The following is a 15,642-nucleotide window of genomic DNA, read 5'->3' as shown; positions in this document are numbered from 1 at the left end:
CCCGCCGCCCACGTAGCATCGACGGGCACCGACGCGGTTCCAGAGAGGGCGTCCTCGCCGCGGCTGTACCAGGTGGCGTAGTGGTAACGGCCCATCGAGTCCGTGAGTGTAAACGTCACATTGTTCACGGCAGCGTCCGCCGCTTGCCAGTCAAAAGTCAGATCCTCACCGACCTGAATCACTTCGCCGGAAGTTCGCCGGAAATCCGTCAGAGAAGGAGGAACCGACGTGTCCTCAGAGTTCTCAACCGCAAACTTAGCTCCAGCGAAGTCCAAGTCCACGGGCCTGGGATCCTTTAGACCCGAGGGGCTCTTGTAGGCAGGCGCACCAGGACGGTAATTCACGTAGGCGCCAGCGCTGTAAACATCAATCGAAATAAGATTCAGCGCACCCGCCGCCCACGTACCATCGACGGGCACCGACGCGGTTCCAGAGAGGGCGTCCTCGCCGCGGCTGTACCAGGTGGCGTAGTGGTAACGGCCCATCGAGTCCGTGAGTGTGAACGTCACATTGTTCACGGCAGCGTCCGCCGCTTGCCAGTCAAAAGTCAGATCCTCACCGACCTGAATCACTTCGCCGGAAGTTCGCCGGAAATCCGTCAGAGAAGGAGGAACCGACGTGTCCTCGGGCTGAGCGGCGAAAGCGAACTGCCAATCACTGTCGGCACCCGGCGCAAAAAGATAACCTTTCTGGGGTTTAGCGGTGATATGAATTGTCCCAAAAGCAGAGTGGCTTCCAGACTCGACAGCCTGTCCGTCCACGAAGTAGTCAACGCCTTCGACAACTGGGATCACGTACGTGTCCTTTAATGCTCCGTAACTATCGTTGAACAAAATGGGGAGCGGCACGACCATCTGATTGGCAACATTGTTCTCTACTAGAGTGAGGGCCGGACTTGCGATGCCTGCCAGCGGGTCGCCGGAACTATTGCCGACGTTATCCCTAAACATGCTAAAGCGCGGTTTCCAGGTGCCGGCGGGTGTCCCGACCGGAAGAACCAAATCCACGGAAAACATTCCATCCGTGAACGTGCCGCTATCCAAATGCATGAAGCCGTAAACATTCGAACCCGAGGCCTGGTTTTCAAGGTAGAGGAAAAGCGACCCCACCCCGGATATATCGTCCGTGATGTGCGCCGACACCCTGATCTGCTGCGCTTCGCCGCTCACATCGACCGACTCCGGTGCTATCGTCAGCTCCCGCAGCACCGGCGGAGCCGTATCCGCAGCGGCGCCAGTGACACCAAGTGTCGGCGAGACAATCCCGGCCAGCGGGTCATCGGAACTGTTACCGACGTTATCCCTAAACATGCTAAAGCGCGGCTTCCAAGTGCCGGCGGGTGCCCCGACCGGAAGAACCAAATCCACGGAAAACATTCCATCCGTGAACGTGCCGCTATCCAAATGCATGAAGCCGTAAACATTCGAACCCGAGGCCTGGTTTTCAAGGTAGAGGAAAAGCGACCCCACCCCGGATACATCGTCCGTGATGTGCGCCGACACCCTGACCTGCTGCGCTTCGCCGCTCACATCGACCGACTCCGGTGCTATCGTCAGCTCCCGCAGCACCGGCGGAGCCGTATCCGCAGCCGCTTGCGCGGGGGCTGACAAGATAACGTTCGCGCAAACAAAGACGATGGTCAGGACTAAGGCAACAGCTCGCAATAGCCATCGGCTAGGCACAAAATATGACAATATGGCCCCCACTTGTGGTTGGCAGAGGCCAACGTCAGCATCTGCCGATGGCAGACGACGAAATTATAGTGGATCCGGGAGAATCGATGTAATTCGCCTGCATGCAGCGCGATAGCCCGGTCACCGAATCATTCGAGCCGATGGTTTTGTGCAGGTCCGAGATGGTCAGCGGAGTGGCCTACTGGTAGATGTCCACGCCCAAGGCCGGCTCCATCAGGTCACCGGAGTCTGTGTTCGAGTAACCCTCACCGACTCGAAACAGCTTGTCTGGGCTACTTTGCCGCCAGACTTTCCTCGGGCTCACGGCTGTCCGCCACGGGGCCCCTGTGCAGGAACATGCTCCTCAACTTGGCCTCAATGGGACGTTCAAACAGCGTGAAGAGGCCCGCGGAAAGCGGAATGGATACTGCGATGCCGACGGCGGCGAAGGCGGCGCGTTCCGCTAGGGTCACCGGGCCGAGTTCCAGAGCTGTCCGCAGAACGAGCTCGTGAACCAGGTAGAGGGCGAATGACCATTCGCCTAGCCTCACCATGACGGGAGAACTGACGAGGGTGCGGCGGCCACCGGTGGAGTCGCGGTTGGCGAAGGCCGAGATCAGGAGGGCGAAGCCTGGGATGCAGAGCGTGCTCGCCAGCGCCGGGGCGATGTGCCACGGGACGTTGGCGGCGACGACTTCGAGCACGAGGACAGAACCGACGGCTGCGGCTGCTCCGACGCCCACACCGAACTTGGGCTTCCAGCCTTTCCTGAACGCGATGGCCAGGCAGACACCCACAGTGAACTCCGACACCCGGTACGCCGGGAACGTGTACAGCAGGGATCCCCAGTCGAACGCCGGGAGCAACGCGAGAAGTGCAGACAAGAGAGAAGCCGCGGCGACGAAAACCAGCGCACAGATACGAAGGAGCTGCCTCGCTCGAAAACGCGAAAGCAACACGGCCAGGAACGGGAAAACCGCGTAGAAGAAGGCTTCGCAGGAGAGCGACCAGGACACCCCGTTGTAGGCGTAGACCCAGCTCGGGTCCGCGTGCCAGGACTGCACGAGGAGCAGCGTGGCGATGAGCTGGGGAACGGACTGCTCCCGCTGGGTGGCCAGGATCAGCACGAACGCAGCAGCCGCCGTGAGCGCATGCAGCGGCCAGACCCTGGCGAACCGGCGCCAGTAGAACTGCCTCTTAGGAGTGTTTGGCTTCATGGACCAGGCGAGCACGAATCCAGAGAGTATGAAAAAGAACGTCACGCCGGTCTGTCCCATGGACACGAGCGGGAACATCTCGGGCACCAGCGTCACAGATGCGTGATACAGGACCACCAGCATGGCGGCCAGAAACCGCAATCCTGTCAGTGAATCCAGCCGGATGCGCGCGTCGTTCATCCTTCTCCCAAGTGAGACGGCAATGACCGCCCTACCGGTAGCCATCCACGATCGCGGCGGCAATCTCCTTGTACGCCCGCCGCGTCTCCGGTTTCAGGTGGTCGAGGGTCACCAGGTCCCCGTCGGCCACTCCCCTGTCGTGCGGCACGGCGATGAGCTGGCGGCACATCCCGGCGAGGTGCTCCTCGATCGCGTCCTTGTCCACACGGGTGGACACCTCGTCCTTGTCCGTGATCACCACGATCGCGTTGCGGGCCAAGTCCTCGTACCCGTGGCTGGCGAGCCACTGCAGGGTGCTGCGGGCGCGCTTGGCGCCACTCACCGCGTAGCCGGCGGCGATGATCAGGTTGTCCGCCGACTGCAGGATCCCGCTCATCGCGTTGTGTGTCACGCCGGTGCCGCAGTCGGTCAATGCCACGGAGTAGTAGCCGGAGATCAGCTTGCGGATCCGCAGGTACTCCTCGGCCGTGAGCGAGTCGGAGACCTCGGGGTCCTGCTCGCCTGCGATGAGATGCAGCCGGCCGGAATGGTGCATATAGCGGGACAGCCCGGTCAGCGAGTCGATGGAGTCGATGTTCTTGAGCAGGTCCGTGATGGTGCGGGGGGTGGCCTGCTGGTAGATGCCCTCGCCCAGGGCGCGCTCCACGAGGTCGCCGGAATCGGGGTTCGCGTCGATGGCGCAGGGCGGGTCGCCGCGGAATTCGGCCAAGGTGAGGCCCACGCCCACGGTGGTGGAGGTCTTGCCGATGCCGCCCTTGAGGCTGAGCACGGCGGTGTTGAAGCTGCCCTGCAGCTGGCGGGAGATGCGCCGGGCCAGCTCGTCCTCCTCGCGCTCCCGTGCGCTCGGGCCCATGTTCCAGGAGCCACCGGTCGCGCGGTACAGGAAACCACGGAAACCGCCCTTGGGGCGGGGCTTCTGCTCGCGGACGAACGACGTCGGCATGGCAGTGACGTCCGACGCCTGTGCTTCCGTTTTTTGTGCAGGTTCCGGAGCGTACGACGGCGGTGCTCCCGCCGGCCTGCGGGCCGGAGCCGGCGGGGCCGGGGGCGTGTCCGCGAGGGCGTCCGCGACGGCTGCTGCTTCGGCCCAGGACGAGCTGCGGACCGGAAGTGCAGGCGCCGTGGTGGTGTCGGGTGTCACGGTTTCGAAGGATCCTGTCCAGTCGTCGGAGGAGCCGCCGTCTCGGCGGCGGGAACGGCGGCGCCGGAGCTCCGGTTGCTCCGCGTCGGTGTCCGCTTCGGCCAATTGGTTATCCGCTGGTTTGGGCATGTTTGGTCCCCCAGGACTCACAGCAGGGTGAGCTGCGCTTCTCGATTGGATTGGTTCAAACAGCAATTCTAGGCGCTGGCGCCCTTAAGGCTGTTACCAGCCGCGGAAGAGGGCAGCGGCCACTACGGCTGCGGTGACGACCAAGAGTACAGCCAAGAGAACGTAGCTCCACCATTTGGGGCGGCTGCGGTGGGGGTTAATGTCGATGTACGGCACGGCTATTTCACGCGGAGCGCAGCGGCCGAGGAGACGGAGCGGCGCTTGAGCCGCAGCAGCCCGTAGAGCCCGGCGAAAGGAATCAGCAGGCTGCCCAGCAGGCCGGACAGCGAAAGAACAAAGTCGGTGAGAGCCACAGTTGAACCTCCAGGATGCGGTGACACTTTCGACGCATGCAGAACGGTCAGCCCTGGCCACGTCGTCAGTACTAGCGGTGGAATCCCCCATTTGGATTTCCCACGACACTATCCAGAGGTCACGCGTTCGACAAATCCTGTCAAAGCACGGCGTGTCCGCCATTTGCTGCAACCAACTCAACGCCGGAGGGCGATCACCACCACAAATGCCGTGGCGACTGCCAGCACGGCCAGCCCCACATAGGCCACGATCCGAAGCCTGCGGCGCCGGATCTCTCGGCGCGACTCCCGGGCGGCTTGACCACTTAAATAGTTCCCCATGGCGGCGATGGTACACACACAAACTTGGAGCAGGATCAAGTCATGTGCTTTATGACGGCCAGCGTCCCCTGAACAGCTCGTCCGTGGGCCGGTCGGCAACGGCGCCGTCGTCATGATGCACAGGCATCATGTGTCGACCGCGGAGCCGGTTGAAGGGGTGGGCCCGGCGGTGCCCGAAGTGCCTGCCGGGCAGAGGAAGCAAGGGAGTCACGGGCAGACCGGACACTGTCTCGGGAACCTGCACCGCCAGCCGGGGCATGTCCTGCGCGTCCAGCCAGGACCGCTCCGGGTAAGGGTCGTCCGCTACGACGTGCTTCTCGATGAAACGGCGGATAGCTGCGCTGATACCGGTCTTCATGACCCCAACCTAGAGCGAGCCGCCGGCCTCCCCCAGCGTAGTCTCTACCTGTTTTTGTACCGCCCACCGCAGCACTACTTGGATTCAGTGCTGCGGCCGGGTCTCCTGCAGGCGCTTGATAAACCAGCGGGACTGCTCCGGACCATAGGGCAGGACCGGAATTGCCTTGGTCGCGTCACTGGGGGTGTCCCGGATCGACTGGCGCGCCTGCCGGACTGCAGTGGACATGGTGTCGGCTATCGTCTTGACGAAGCGGTCGCTGCACGGCTCCCCGTGGCCTGGGACCAGGAACTCGTAGCGGTGGCGCAGCGCGGACAGGTGCCGCAGGGCGTCGGCCCACTCCTCCGGGTAGGAGTCTTCAAAAGACGGGTGGGACCCCTGCTCCACGAGATCGCCGGCGTAGAGCGTGGTGGTTGTGCCGACCAAAAGGTCTCCGTCGGTGTGTCCGCGGCCGAGGTAGAACAGGGTGGCGGCCTGCCCGCCGAGGTCCACCAGGACCGGCTGGTCCCGGACGATCGCGTTGGGCACCACGAGTTCCACGTTGTCGCCTTCGCCGGCAGCCATCTCGGGCTCCAGCCCGGTCACGGCGGCACGCTGTGCGTCCCCGTTTTCGCCGATCTCCTCCGCACAGTTTTCATGTGCCCAGAATTCAGTGGCGCCGGCTTCCGCGAACACGGCGTTGCCGAAAAAGTGGTCGTAGTGCGCGTGCGTGTTAACTACGACCAAAGGCAGTGAGGTCTTCTCCCGGACCGCGTCCAGGATTTGCCGACCCTGCCTGGGTCCGCAACCGGTGTCGATGACCATTGCCCGTTCCGTCCCCAAGATCAGTCCGGTATTGAGCTTCGAACCTTCAGTCACCAGCACATAGTTGTCCGTGCCGACGTCGAGCCATCGTGACATTGTTTCTCCGTAAATCTGGGGAGCATCTGCGGTCTTCAGGCCTCGATTCTACCCATGAGACTGGGGATAATCAGGGAGCTGAATTTCCGTCCCGGTAGCCGGCCCCAGACTCAGTTCTTGCCTTGGGCGCCGATCTGCCGCGCATCGTGGATCACAGCGCAATGACACATTCCGTGGACCCCGAGGGAAGCTTCGTCGTCCACGGACAAGGAACGCCAAGTGCGTCAGGAATGGAAAATGCAAGTAGCAGAAGATTGACCAACGCGAACAAACTGAGCCCGATGATCCATACGTGGACGCTTTTCGGAATCAATATCCAGTTTTTAGCCGGCGCCTTCTGGATCAGGACCGGAACGCCCCCGTCCGCGCGGATGAAGTCCATCTTCTCGGGATGATCCACCGCGCTCACCAACAGACCCATATGCCGCTCGAGGGCAATCATCAGCAATTCGTCAGTTGCCATGAATAACCGATGCTTCAACATCAACTGGACGGACATGACCGTCACGGCGATGCCTAGCATGGCGGCGAGACTTCGAGCGGCCGGGCTGGTGTCATGACCGAGCGCAATAGTGAGCAGAAATGCCTGCGCCGTCATGGCCAGCGCGGCCGACTGCCAAATCAAGGCGTCGCGATCCCCGACACGTTCGTTGAGTGCCTGATAGGACAGGATCGCGTTGGCATGCTCATCCTGCCAGTTCAAGTTGGGCCGTTTGACGGTCATCCGTGAACGTATTCTGCATCGCACCTACGCAGCATAACCACGCCGCAATGAATTTCCGCCTCATGAAGCGCACTGGAAGCAGATTGATACTGGGAAGTCCTCATTCCACCACCAAGGATGGGATGCTCAGTTGCTGAACCTATCGCCCCGGTAACTCAATCGAAATGTATAGCTGGGTATGATCTGGCCATGGGGATCAAACAACATAGGCACTTCTGCGAGACATGCAAAGCCGTCACTAACCACGTCACGTCCTATAGTGACGACGGCGGCGGTCTCCAAGCATCAGTCCGCTGCACCGACCACTCGGATGCAAGCTCGTAGGCTACCGCGGCATCCGTGACGGCATGACCCCTTCGGTGCCCCTGCAGCCCAAATCTGTGATTAGCTTCATAGGTCCGCAAGCAAGGAGCTTGGGCTTTCAATGGCGTCCGCAACATAGCGGAGAAAGCCGCCTGCCGTTCCCCCATCGCATACTCGGTGGTCGAAGGTGAGCGTCAGCTCGGTGATCTTGCGGACTGCGAGCTCCCCGTTGACTGCCCACGGCTTGTCGATGATCCGGCCGACGCCCAGTATCGCCACCTCGGGGTAATTGATGATCGCTGCCGAGCCGTCGACGCCGAACACTCCGTAGTTGTTCAGCGTGAACGTTCCGCTTCCAAGTTCTGCTGGGGTCGCTTTGCCGTCGCGGGCGACGGCGGTCAGTCGACGGATTTCCGCATCCAGTTCGCGGGCGCTGAGTTTGTCGGCGTTCCGGACCGACGGGACAACTAGGCCGCGCTCCGTCTGTGCGGCGAATCCAAGGTTGACGCCGTCAAAAGCGACGATCTCCTGCTGCTCGCCGCCGGCGGTGTCCTCGGTGGTGACAATCCGCGTGTTCAGCTCCGGATACTTTTTTAACCCAGCCGTGACAAAACGTGCAATGAAGGCCAACAGCCCTGGCGTGTGGGGGTCGGCCTTCTTAAGCCCGGCGCGCAGCTCCACGAGCACGGTCGCGTCAACATCCACCCACACCGTTGCTTCCGGAATTTCCGAGCGACTTCGCGTCATGTTGGTGGCGACGGCTTTGCGGACGCCGCGGACTGGAGTGCGGCTTGCGATGCCGAGTCCGGTGCGGGGATCGATCACGCCGTCGGTCGAGCTTGGTGAGTCCCGGGTTTCGACGCGCTCAACCTGCGGGGTTTCGTCAGGCTCACTCAGCGGTTTGATTGCAGCCTCGATGTCACGGCGCATGATCAGTCCGCTGTCGCCCGAGCCCTGCACGTGCCCGAGATCGACGCCGTGCTCCTTGGCCATTCGCCGCACGAGCGGTGAGATGACCGCGCCGAGCTTGCCTGGGACGCGGGTGCGCAGGAGAAGAAGGTCGTCGGCAGAAGTGGTCAGCTTGGCTTCGGCGACTTTGGTTTCCACAGGTTCACCCTGCGATGTTGCGCGCCGGGGGCGGGTCCGGCGGACTGTTGCCGCTCCTCCTGGGGTTCCGTAGCCGATCAGTACGTTGCCTGAGCCGGCTTTTTCTTCTTCCCGGTAGGTTTCGGCGGCCGTCTCGGCGGCCTCGGTTTCGACAGAGTCAATCAGCGGGATCCTGGTCTCTGCAGGCGCAACCGGCATTCCTGCCGGTGTCACCGAAATCAACGGCTTGCCTACGTCCAGGGTCTGGCCCGGTTCACCGTGCAACTCGGCGACTGTGCCGGCATAGGGGGACGGAACCTCCACCATGGACTTGGCCGTCTCCACTTCGGCGATGGGCTGGTCCACGCGGATTTCATCGCCCACGGCCACGAGCCAGTTGACGAGTTCGGCTTCGGTGAGGCCCTCGCCGAGGTCGGGCAGGAGGAACACTTTCGTTTCGCTCATCTGATCAGTCTTCCCACTGGAGGTCGTCTACGGCGTCGAGGATACGGTCCACGCCGGGCAGGTAGTAGTGCTCGAGTTTGGGGGCAGGGTAAGGCACGTCGAAGCCGGTGACGCGGCGGATCGGCGCGGCCAGATGGTGGAAGCAGCGCTCCTGGACGCGTGCCACGATCTCGGAGGACACGGACGCGAACCCGTGGGCCTCGGCGATCACCACGGCGCGGCCGGTCTTGCGGACGGACGCGCAGATCGTTTCGTCGTCGAACGGCACAATCGAGCGGACGTCGATAACTTCCAGCGAGCGGCCCTCCTCGGCCGCCGCGGCAGCCGCGGCCAACGCGGTCGGCACGGACGGACCGTAGGCGATCAGCGTGGCGTCAGTCCCCGGGCGGGCGACGGCGGCACGGCCTTCGGTGGACGTTCCGGCCGCAGTGTTCGAGGCGTGCTGGTCGCGGAGGGCTTCCAGATCCACCATGTCCTTGGACCAGTAGAGCTTCTTGGGCTCCATGAACATGACAGGGTCATCCGAGTCGATGGCTTCGCGCAGCATGCGGTACGCGTCGGCTACGGTGGCCGGGGCGAAGACCTTGAGGCCCGCGGTGTGGGCGTAGTAGGACTCGGAGGAGTCGCAGTGGTGTTCCACTCCCCCGATGCCGCCGGCGTACGGTACGCGGATGACCATGGGCAGCTTGAGGGCGCCCTTGGTGCGGTTATGCATCTTGGCCACGTGGCTGACGATCTGCTCGAAGGCCGGGTAGGCGAAGGCGTCGAACTGCATCTCGATGACCGGGCGCATGCTGTTCATGGCCATGCCCACCGCCATGCCCACGATGCCGGACTCGGCCAGCGGGGTGTCGAAGCAGCGCTGCTCGCCGAACATCTTGGTGAGGCCGTCGGTGATGCGGAAGACGCCGCCCAGCATGCCGACGTCCTCGCCGAAGACCAGTACGGACTTGTCGGCGTGCATGGCATCGGCCATGGCGGTGTTCAGGGCCTTGGCCATGGTGACGGGCTGCGGCCCGGTCGCTTCGGCGGTGGCCGCGGCTGTGGCGGCTGCCCGGGCGGTGGCGGAGCTGACGTTGCCGTTGACTGCTGACGTGGCGGTGCTCATTTTGCGGACTCCGGGTTGGTTGAAGCGCCGGCGCTGGCGTCGCGGGCGAGTTCGTCGGCCAGCAGTGCTGACTGTTCCTTGAGCTGCGGGGTCGGCGTCGAGAAGACGTATTTGAAGAGGTCCTGCGGGTCCACCGGGACGTCCTCGCTGAGGCCGTTGCGCAGCTGCGTGGCAACGGCCTCCGCCTTCTCCGCGATCCGGGACTCGCCGTCGTCGTCCAGCAGCCCCTCGTCCGTGAGGTAGGTCCGCATTCTCGTCAGAGGATCCCGGGCCACCCACTGGGCCACTTCGCTGTCTTGGCGGTAACGGGTGGCGTCGTCAGCGTTGGTGTGGGCCTGCATGCGGTAGGTGTGTGCCTCCACCATGAGGGGTCCGGAGCCTTCGCGGGCGAGCTTGACGGCGCGGTCCAGCACGGCGAGAAGCGCGACGACATCGTTGCCGTCCACGCGTTCGCCGGCCATGCCATAGCCCACGGCCTTGTGGGCGAGGGACGGCGCCACGGACTGGTGGGCCAGCGGCACCGAGATGGCGTACTGGTTGTTCTGCACGAAGAAGACGACGGGCAGATGGAAGACAGCGGCGAAGTTCAGGGCCTCGTGGAAGTCGCCTTCGCTGGTGGCGCCGTCGCCGCACATAGCCAGGACCACGGTCTCCTCGCCGCGCAGCTTGGCAGCATGGGCGACGCCGACGGCGTGGAGCAGTTGGGTGGTGAGCGGGGTGCACTGGATGCCGACCTTGTGCTTGGCGGGATCATAGCCGCTGTGCCAGTCGCCGCGGAAGAGTGTCATGGTCTGCACCGGATCCACGCCGCGGGTCATGACGGCCACGGAGTCCCGGTAGGTGGGGAACATCCAGTCGCCCTCCGACAGGCAGAGGGCAGCCGCGACCTGGCAGGCCTCCTGGCCGTGGCTGGAGGGGTAGACGGCCATGCGGCCCTGGCGGACCAAGGCGGAGTTCTGGTCGTTGACGCGGCGGCCGACGACCAACTGCTCGTAAGCGGCGAGCAGTTCGGCGTCGCCGGGCAGCGGATACTCGTGTCCGGGTTCGGCGCCCTGCTCGGAGTGCGGCTTGAGGTGGCCGTCCTGGTCCACCATCTGGATCTGATGGCGGGCCGGCAGCATGTAGTCCTCAGCCGTGATGCCGAATTTGCGCACCGCCTCGGCTACGGGGCCGCCGCTGCGGGAGTCCTCGATGTGGTCCTGCGACTGCCGGCCCTGCGCCGTCTGACCGGGCGCAGTGTGGTCCGCGGAGATCGTCATTGGTCCGTCCTTCTGTAGCCACTATTCGCTTTCAGTATGGTCCTAGACGATGTTTCGTATCCAGCCCCGCCGCCAATCGTGGAGAAGTAAAGACAGTTCCCCTATTCTGAAAGACAAATCGTAACTGTGGGCTGGATTACCGACAGGGGTTGTAGACAAATGGCAGGAGCCGACACGGAGCAGGCGGCCGTGCCTCTGGACGACGTGGACCGCAACATCATCGCGGAGCTGACGCGGGACGGGCGGATGTCCGTAACGCAGGTGGCCGAGAACGTCCACATCTCGCGGGCGCATGCCTACACGCGGATTGCTCGGCTGACCGGTGAGGGCGTGCTGACCAAGTTCACGGCGTTGGTAGACCCAATTAAGGCGGGGCTGAAATCATCCGCCTACGTGACGCTGAAGGTCCGGCAACATTCCTGGCGCGAGCTGCGGGAACTGCTGCGGGCGATCCCCGAGGTGCACCACATCGCCCTGGTGGGCGGGGACTTCGACGTCATCCTGCTGGTCCGGGCGGTGGACAATGTGGACCTGCGGAGGGTGATCTTCGACCAGCTGCAGTCGATGCCGGGCGTGCTGGATACGCAAACGTTTCTGGTATTTGAGGACGTCGATACCCGGTAGGGACGCAATTCTCGCGACCCGGCGCGAAAAGATCACCCTCTGCCCACCCGAGTAACGCGGTGCCACGCGTCCCGAGTTGAACCTGCGGATACCCGCCCCACTTGGACACACACACCAACGGCACCATCGGGCTTCATGTGCAACCGTGACGTCGGTGATCGACTAGCGCGGCCCCGCCCGCGTAACCACAATGCAGGTGCTCAATTCCAACTGTACAATTAGCGGGACCGCACGAATATTGCCGTTCTGGGGGCGTGCCATCAGGCGGTCTCCAGCACCGAATCAGGGGGACTCCGGTTTTGGAACTACGCGATTACTTACGCATCCTACGCCGTAACTGGATCATGATACTTGCTGCATCGCTGGCCGGGCTTCTCGTAGGCGGCGTTGCTTCTGTTCTCGCAAAACCGACATACGAGTCCCAAACACAGCTTTTCGTCGCTATCCAGAGCTCTGGTTCAGTGCAGGAGCTACAGCAGGGCAACACATTCAGCCAGGCCAGGGTGCAGTCGTACGTAGGCACTGTCGAGTCGCCAATAGTCCTCCAACCTGTCATCGACTCTTTAGGGCTCGACGTAACAGCGGAGCAACTAGCAGACAGAGTAACTGCCACAACAGATCTCAATACTGTCCTGATAAATATCAAGGCCTCAGACTCGTCGCCAGTCCAAGCGGCTGCCATAGCTCAAGCGGTTGCAGACAGTCTCGTCAAGGCAGTCGACTCTCTGGAAAAACCGAAAGCCGGCGGAACTTCTCCCGTCAGCTTGTCGATCATTAAGCCGGCACGTGCAGCCGATGCCCCATCTAGCCCCAACACGAAGCTCAACCTCGCCCTTGGCCTCCTCTTGGGCGTGGCTATTGGCTTGGGTACCGCTATCCTTCGGACAACTCTGGACAACAGAATTCGAGGCGAAGCCGACCTGCGGCATATTACGGACGCTCCACTACTTGGTGGGATAGCATTCGACTCTGATGCCACACGAAAGCCTCTGCTGACACAGACGGCACCGCAAAGCCCACGCGCAGAGTCGTTTCGGCAGCTAAGGACGAACCTTCAGTTTGCCAACGTATCCGGCAATGCAAACACTGTACTCCTCACGTCTTCCCTCCCCGGGGAGGGAAAAAGCACCACGGCCACCAATCTTGCGATCGCCCTTGCCCAGGCTGGGCAAACTGTATGTTTAGTTGACGCAGACCTTCGACGTCCGATGGTAAGCGAGTACCTAGGGCTTGAACGCAACGCCGGCCTAACAACGGCTCTCGTTGGGGCCGCAGACGTGAACGACCTATTGCAACCATGGGGCAGCGATAACCTTTACGTCCTCACATCCGGCCAAATCCCTCCAAATCCCAGCGAACTATTGGGCTCCCAAGAGATGAAGCAGCTGATAAGCCGGCTGGAGCAGGCATTCGATACGGTGATTATCGATGCGCCGCCGCTTCTCCCCGTAACGGACGCAGCAGTTCTCTCTCAGCACGTCGGCGGCGTGGTGGTAATTGTCGGATCACAAAAGCTCAGACACCAAGACCTCCAGAAGTCCCTAAACGCTCTCCAAATGGTCGGCTCCAAGGTTCTCGGAATCGTTCTGAATCAATTGCCTGTAAGAGGCCCCGACGCGTACTCCTACAACTACTACAGTCACGATCAGATCCCAGATCTTAAGGGAAATAGCGGCATCCGCGGCCATAAACAATCGGCTGCAACTGCCCTCTCCGCGTCGGAGATCGACGCCAGTTCAGACTCCTTCGATGCACCTAACGATGACTTGGATGCCCGACGCTCCAGCTTATTTCCGACGTCGAGAACAGGCCGCAAATAGTCAGCTCGGTCATCCGTTTGACCAACGTCCCCCTGGCGCGATTCACAGCGGCTTAGAACTCGTTCTGGCGCCCCGGGGTGTCCGCCAGTCGAAGAACAATTTCAGGATTAGGCAGAGGGATAGGTCGCCACAGGTGGATACGACAACAAGATCTAAGGCCGGGCAAAAGCCAAGTCGAATCAAGGCGGCAAGCGCACTCTTTCTTACGCAAATAGTAGCCGCCGTCATCAACCTACCGGTCACGATTCTGCTAGCGCGCAGTTTGGGGCCGAGTGAATACGGCGAGTATCAGTTGCTGAACCGTATTTCACTCATTGCAGTTAGTGTCATTTGTTTCGGGTATCCACACGCAATTGCGTGGGCCGCAAACCGATCGTCGGGGCGACGAGAAGACCGATCGATAGTGCGGCTGCTCATCTTCGTCTCGCTTGCCGGGGGGCTTGTGATGGCAATGATCGCAGTCGTTCTGCATGAACTAGGATTCCACCCCGGAGGCTCATCGGCATGGTTAGCCTTCGGCTTGTTCCCGCTTTTCAACCTTTTCAGTGCAAACGTCATCAACTTTTTCCGCGGAAAGCTCGAAGCATCGGGCATCGCCACAGTGAAGCTCACTCAGGCTCTATCGTGGCTAGTGTTTTGCCTCGTTCTCGTGTTCACGGACCAACTGTCCGTGACAACTGCCGCGTTTTCAATGGTCGCATCCCAAATCATATCTGCAACAGCTGGGTTAGCTTCCATGGGCCTTCGTGGGCTTCTCCACGGCAGGAGAGACAGCACAGACACACGAGCCATAACCTCCTTTTCAGTTCGAGTGTTTCCTGGACTAGCGATACGCGATCTGAATGCCTATCTCGACCAAATCGTCATTGCCATTTTTCTTTCCACCAGAGATTTGGGGCTCTACGCGGTTGCTGTGTCGCTGACGACATCCTTGGCGCTGCTAAGCGGTCCAGTAATAAATACTGTCCAGCCTCTGATTCAATCCGTCCACGAGACTGAACGGGCCTCCGCTATTGCCCGTGCATACGCAGCTACGCTCATCGTTATTGGAATACCCGCGACGATGTTAGCGGCGTCCGCACCTTGGATTGCTCCGATAATATATGGCCAGGAATTTAGCTCATCCATTTTTCTTATTCAGATTCTCTGTGCAGCCGCGCTATTCGACGCACTAAACTCATGCGCACATGGCGCCCTGCTGGGAATGAATCGGCCGGGGCGCAGCAGTTGGAGTTCATCGCTGGGCCTGGTAGCAAGTATTCTCCTGTGGTTCCTCCTCCTTCCGCCACTCGGGACGGCAGGAGCGGCAGTGACCAGCATCGTGGCCTATCTGATTGTGCAAATGTTCATGTTTTCATCCCTGAAAACAGTTTTGCGTGTCGGCGTCTGGACGCTGGTGGTAATGATCCTCCGAGCAATCCCGGCTACTTTCATGGATATTTTTTGGCATGCCATCGGCCTGATCACTAAGCGCTCTAGACGAGTTGCTAGTCAGTCCAATGTGAAGAGAGAGGTGGACAAGACGTGACTTCACCGCAGCATATTTTGTGCGATTGGAAAGTAAACCACGGCCGTAGGCGAATCCAACTGATGTTGGTGCTATTTAGGATTGCTCAATACTCCGCGAGCCGGCATCCAACGATCATCCGCCGTGCAGTTAGCGCCGTATATAGGGCCGTTGCTCTAAATTTCCTCTCCATTGACATCCCAACCAACACTGCAATTGGTCCCAGGCTCAGAATTCATCATGGATTTGGACTGATTGTAAACGGATCGAGCAAGATAGGAAGCGATGTTGAACTTAGGCACAACGTCACAATCGGGAGTAGAAGAACTAGTTCCGATTGCCCGGTTCTCGAAGACAGGGTGAGCGTGGGACCACAAAGCGTCCTATTAGGCCACATCAGAATCGGTGAAGAATCTCAGGTAGGCGCCGGCTCGGTGGTTCTCCGCGACGTCCCGCCACACTCAGTTGTGGCAG

At 61.4% G+C, this 15,642-nt stretch carries 14 protein-coding genes and 1 pseudogene; 3 read left to right on the top strand and 12 right to left on the bottom strand.

Annotation, left to right across the window (positions count from 1 at the left end):
• The 12 genes and pseudogenes from LQ144_RS17625 to pdhA all read right to left on the bottom strand — a co-directional run.
• A pseudogene (locus LQ144_RS17625) lies at positions 1-1,529 on the bottom strand (hypothetical protein); the annotation flags it as partial.
• A 437-nt stretch (positions 1,530-1,966) separates the two neighbouring features.
• A complete protein-coding gene (locus LQ144_RS17620; RefSeq protein WP_230119996.1) occupies positions 1,967-3,070 on the bottom strand; it encodes an acyltransferase in 1,104 nt (367 codons plus the stop codon).
• A 31-nt stretch (positions 3,071-3,101) separates the two neighbouring features.
• Positions 3,102-4,340, bottom strand: a complete 1,239-nt coding sequence (locus LQ144_RS17615) for a MinD/ParA family protein (RefSeq protein WP_230119995.1) — start codon at positions 4,338-4,340, stop codon at positions 3,102-3,104.
• 93 nt (positions 4,341-4,433) lie between these two features.
• Complete coding sequence (locus tag LQ144_RS23005) at positions 4,434-4,556, bottom strand: hypothetical protein (RefSeq protein WP_290369789.1); 123 nt, start codon at positions 4,554-4,556, stop codon at positions 4,434-4,436.
• A 2-nt stretch (positions 4,557-4,558) separates the two neighbouring features.
• Positions 4,559-4,693 (bottom strand): hypothetical protein, encoded by a 135-nt coding sequence (locus LQ144_RS23000; protein ID WP_290369788.1) that lies wholly within the window; start codon positions 4,691-4,693, stop codon positions 4,559-4,561.
• 177 nt (positions 4,694-4,870) lie between these two features.
• Positions 4,871-5,014 carry a hypothetical protein gene (locus LQ144_RS17610; protein WP_230119994.1) on the bottom strand — a complete coding sequence of 48 codons (144 nt, stop codon included), beginning with the start codon at positions 5,012-5,014 and terminating at the stop codon, positions 4,871-4,873.
• 49 nt (positions 5,015-5,063) lie between these two features.
• The gene (locus tag LQ144_RS17605; RefSeq protein ID WP_230119993.1) at positions 5,064-5,372 is read right to left on the bottom strand and encodes a hypothetical protein; all 309 of its coding nucleotides are present in this window, start codon (positions 5,370-5,372) and stop codon (positions 5,064-5,066) included.
• 84 nt (positions 5,373-5,456) lie between these two features.
• Positions 5,457-6,272, bottom strand: coding sequence for an MBL fold metallo-hydrolase (locus tag LQ144_RS17600; protein WP_230119992.1), 816 nt, complete (start codon positions 6,270-6,272; stop codon positions 5,457-5,459).
• 151 nt (positions 6,273-6,423) lie between these two features.
• Entirely contained in the window at positions 6,424-6,996 is a 573-nt protein-coding gene (locus tag LQ144_RS17595) for a hypothetical protein (RefSeq protein ID WP_230119991.1), read from the bottom strand.
• 390 nt (positions 6,997-7,386) lie between these two features.
• A complete protein-coding gene (locus tag LQ144_RS17590) occupies positions 7,387-8,850 on the bottom strand; it encodes a dihydrolipoamide acetyltransferase family protein (RefSeq protein ID WP_230119990.1) in 1,464 nt (487 codons plus the stop codon).
• A gap of 4 nt (positions 8,851-8,854) precedes the next feature.
• Positions 8,855-9,958, bottom strand: a complete 1,104-nt coding sequence (locus LQ144_RS17585; protein WP_230119989.1) for an alpha-ketoacid dehydrogenase subunit beta — start codon at positions 9,956-9,958, stop codon at positions 8,855-8,857.
• Entirely contained in the window at positions 9,955-11,217 is a 1,263-nt protein-coding gene (gene pdhA, locus LQ144_RS17580; protein WP_230119988.1) for a pyruvate dehydrogenase (acetyl-transferring) E1 component subunit alpha, read from the bottom strand. The genes LQ144_RS17585 and pdhA overlap by 4 nt, the downstream gene beginning before the upstream one ends.
• A gap of 159 nt (positions 11,218-11,376) precedes the next feature.
• On the opposite strand from pdhA, the gene LQ144_RS17575 reads away from it, so the two are divergent.
• The 3 genes from LQ144_RS17575 (at position 11,377) to LQ144_RS17565 (ending at position 15,189) form a co-directional block, all read left to right on the top strand.
• The gene (locus LQ144_RS17575) at positions 11,377-11,841 is read left to right on the top strand and encodes an Lrp/AsnC family transcriptional regulator (protein WP_230119987.1); all 465 of its coding nucleotides are present in this window, start codon (positions 11,377-11,379) and stop codon (positions 11,839-11,841) included.
• A gap of 299 nt (positions 11,842-12,140) precedes the next feature.
• Positions 12,141-13,661 carry a polysaccharide biosynthesis tyrosine autokinase gene (locus LQ144_RS17570; RefSeq protein ID WP_290369787.1) on the top strand — a complete coding sequence of 507 codons (1,521 nt, stop codon included), beginning with the start codon at positions 12,141-12,143 and terminating at the stop codon, positions 13,659-13,661.
• A gap of 133 nt (positions 13,662-13,794) precedes the next feature.
• Positions 13,795-15,189: an oligosaccharide flippase family protein gene (locus tag LQ144_RS17565; RefSeq protein ID WP_230119985.1), complete on the top strand. Its 1,395-nt coding sequence runs from the start codon at positions 13,795-13,797 to the stop codon at positions 15,187-15,189.
• The last annotated feature ends 453 nt before the right edge of the window (positions 15,190-15,642 follow it).

It is taken from the genome of Arthrobacter sp. Bi83 (assembly GCF_918698095.1).
Taxonomy (GTDB): Bacteria; Actinomycetota; Actinomycetes; order Actinomycetales; family Micrococcaceae; genus Arthrobacter.
The sequence above is the reverse complement of the archived record's forward strand: the minus strand, read 5'-3'. Positions and strand labels throughout refer to the sequence as shown.